At 47.8% G+C, this 3,351-nt stretch carries 2 rRNA genes; both read right to left on the bottom strand.

Features of this window, described 5'->3' with window-relative positions:
- Window positions 1-35: 35 nt before the first annotated feature.
- Window positions 36-145: ribosomal RNA gene (rrf, locus tag IQ05_RS15240) — 5S ribosomal RNA — on the bottom strand.
- A 172-nt stretch (window positions 146-317) separates the two neighbouring features.
- Window positions 318-3,203, bottom strand: a 23S ribosomal RNA gene (locus IQ05_RS15245).
- Window positions 3,204-3,351: the final 148 nt, after the last annotated feature.

Raw genomic sequence — 3,351 nt, forward strand, 5'->3', positions numbered from 1 at the left:
AAAAAAAGCCTATCTTTGCAGATAGGCTTTTCAAAGAAAGGCGACGACATACTCTCCCACATAACTGCAGTACCATCTGCGCAGGCGGGCTTAACTACTCTGTTCGGGATGGGAAGAGGTGAGCCCCGCCGCAATAACCACCTTAAGGTTGTTAGTCTAAAGTCGAAGGTCTTAAAGTCTAAAGTTACCTTTTGGACTTGTGACTTTCGTCTTTTGACTGCTCTTGCGTCGAGCAAATATCTTAACATACTGAGATAAAGAATATAAAAAGTGTATTAGAAAGTTTCTCCCTCCCGATTGCTCGGGAGGAAAAGGGTGTACATAAGCTTACGGGTTATTAGTACTACTCGACTATGACATTACTGCCTTTACATCTATAGCCTATCAACGTGGTCATCTCCCACGACCCTTAAAAGAAATCTCATCTTGTGGTGGGTTTCGCGCTTATATGCTTTCAGCGCTTATCCCTTCCAAACGTAGCTACTCTGCGGTGCCACTGGCGTGACAACAGATACACTAGAGGTTTGTCCAATTCGGTCCTCTCGTACTAGAATCAGATCCACTCAAATTTCTTGCGCCCACAGTAGATAGAGACCGAACTGTCTCACGACGTTCTGAACCCAGCTCGCGTGCCACTTTAATGGGCGAACAGCCCAACCCTTGGGACCTTCTCCAGCCCCAGGATGTGACGAGCCGACATCGAGGTGCCAAACCCCCCCGTCGATATGAGCTCTTGGGGGAGATCAGCCTGTTATCCCCGGCGTACCTTTTATCCTTTGAGCGATGGCCCTTCCATGCGGAACCACCGGATCACTATGCTCTACTTTCGTACCTGATCGACCTGTATGTCTCTCAGTCAAGCTCCCTTATGCCATTGCACTCTACGCACGGTTACCAAGCGTACTGAGGGAACCTTTAGAAGCCTCCGTTACTCTTTTGGAGGCGACCACCCCAGTCAAACTACCCACCAAGCAATGTCCCCCACATTATGGGGTTAGGCCTCAGATAAACAAAGGGTTGTATTTCAACAATGACTCCACAACGCCTAGCGACGCCACTTCACAGTCTCCAACCTATCCTACACATCATTTATCCAAGGTCAATACTAAGCTATAGTAAAGGTGCACAGGGTCTTTTCGTCCCACTGCGGGTAAGCGGCATCTTCACCGCTACTACAATTTCACCGAGCTCATGGCTGAGACAGTGTCCAGATCGTTACACCATTCGTGCAGGTCGGAACTTACCCGACAAGGAATTTCGCTACCTTAGGACCGTTATAGTTACGGCCGCCGTTTACTGGGGCTTCAATTCAATGCTTCTCCGAAGATAACATCTCCTCTTAACCTTCCAGCACCGGGCAGGTGTCAGGCCCTATACTTCATCTTACGATTTTGCAGAGCCCTGTGTTTTTGATAAACAGTCGCCTGGACCTCTTCACTGCGGCCAGCATTGCTGCTGGCGACCCTTCTCCCGAAGTTACGGGTCTATTTTGCCTAATTCCTTAGCCATGAATCTCTCGAGCACCTTAGGATTCTCTCCTCGACTACCTGTGTCGGTTTGCGGTACGGGTACTTATTACCTGAAGTTTAGAGGTTTTTCTTGGAAGCCCTTAGGCGCACTATCTCTTCTACCGAAGTATCCGAGTACTATCGTATTTCCCCAAAACCCGTGGATTTGCCTGCGGGTCTTATAGGTAGGTACTTCAACGAACTATTCCGTCAGTTCGCGGCGCTTTCATCACTCCGTCACCCCATCACAGTAATAACTAGTACGGGAATATTAACCCGTTGTCCATCGACTGTCCCTTTCGGGTTCGCCTTAGGTCCCGACTAACCCACAGCTGATTAGCATAGCTGTGGAAACCTTAGTCTTTCGGTGTGCGGGTTTCTCGCCCGCATTATCGTTACTTATGCCTACATTTTCTTTTCTAACCAGTCCAGCATGCCTTACGACACACCTTCAACCCTGTTAGAATGCTCCCCTACCACTCCATAATTTAATATGAAATCCATAGCTTCGGTAATACGCTTATGCCCGATTATTATCCATGCTCGTCCGCTCGACTAGTGAGCTGTTACGCACTCTTTAAATGAATGGCTGCTTCCAAGCCAACATCCTAGCTGTCTGGGCAGACAAACCTCGTTCTTTCAACTTAGCGTATATTTGGGGACCTTAGCTGATGGTCTGGGTTCTTTCCCTCTCGGACTTGGACCTTAGCACCCAAGCCCTCACTGCACGGAAACATTATATAGCATTCGGAGTTTGTCAGGAATTGGTAGGCGGTGAAGCCCCCGCATCCAATCAGTAGCTCTACCTCTATATAACTTTACGCCGTGCGCTGCACCTAAATGCATTTCGGGGAGTACGAGCTATTTCCGAGTTTGATTGGCCTTTCACCCCTACCCACAGGTCATCCGAAGACTTTTCAACGTCAACCGGTTCGGACCTCCACACTGTGTTACCAGCGCTTCATCCTGCCCATGGGTAGATCACACGGTTTCGCGTCTAACACTACTGACTAAAGCGCCCTATTCAGACTCGCTTTCGCTACGGATCCGTGGCTTAACCACTTATCCTTGCCAGCAACGTTAACTCGTAGGCTCATTATGCAAAAGGCACGCCGTCACCCCACGAAAGGGCTCCGACCGCTTGTAAGCGTATGGTTTCAGGATCTATTTCACTCCGTTATTCACGGTTCTTTTCACCTTTCCCTCACGGTACTGGTTCACTATCGGTCTCTCAGGAGTATTTAGCCTTAGCGGATGGTCCCGCCAAATTCAGACAGGGTTTCACGTGCCCCGCCCTACTCAGGATACCACTATTCATTATACTCGTTACCCATACGGGACTATCACCCTCTATGGTGTCACTTTCCAGTAACTTCCGGTTCCTTGTACATAAAATCTCGTGGTCCTACAACCCCAACATTGCCGTAACAACATTGGTTTGGGCTAATCCGCGTTCGCTCGCCACTACTTACGGAATCACTTTTGTTTTCTTCTCCTCCGCCTACTTAGATGTTTCAGTTCAGCGGGTTTGCCCACCTATCGGTGTACTATCTCTTCAAGATAGTGGGTTGCCCCATTCAGGTATTTACGGATCAACGCATGTGTGCTGCTCCCCGTAACTTTTCGCAGCTTATCACGCCTTTCATCGCCTCTGAGAGCCAAGGCATCCCCCATACGCCCTTATTTTGCTTATTGTACCAATCTTAAATTTAATTAAGACCGTTTTTTTTTGTCTTTTACTATAAATAGTAAAAAACGCTTTCTACTTTTTATTATTTCTTATCTCAATATGTCAATGAACTTTATTTAGCTCGAAAGTTATAAAGTCTAAGGTCATAAAGTC

The organism is Flavobacterium tiangeerense, from assembly GCF_007830355.1.
Lineage (GTDB): Bacteria > Bacteroidota > Bacteroidia > Flavobacteriales > Flavobacteriaceae > Flavobacterium > Flavobacterium tiangeerense.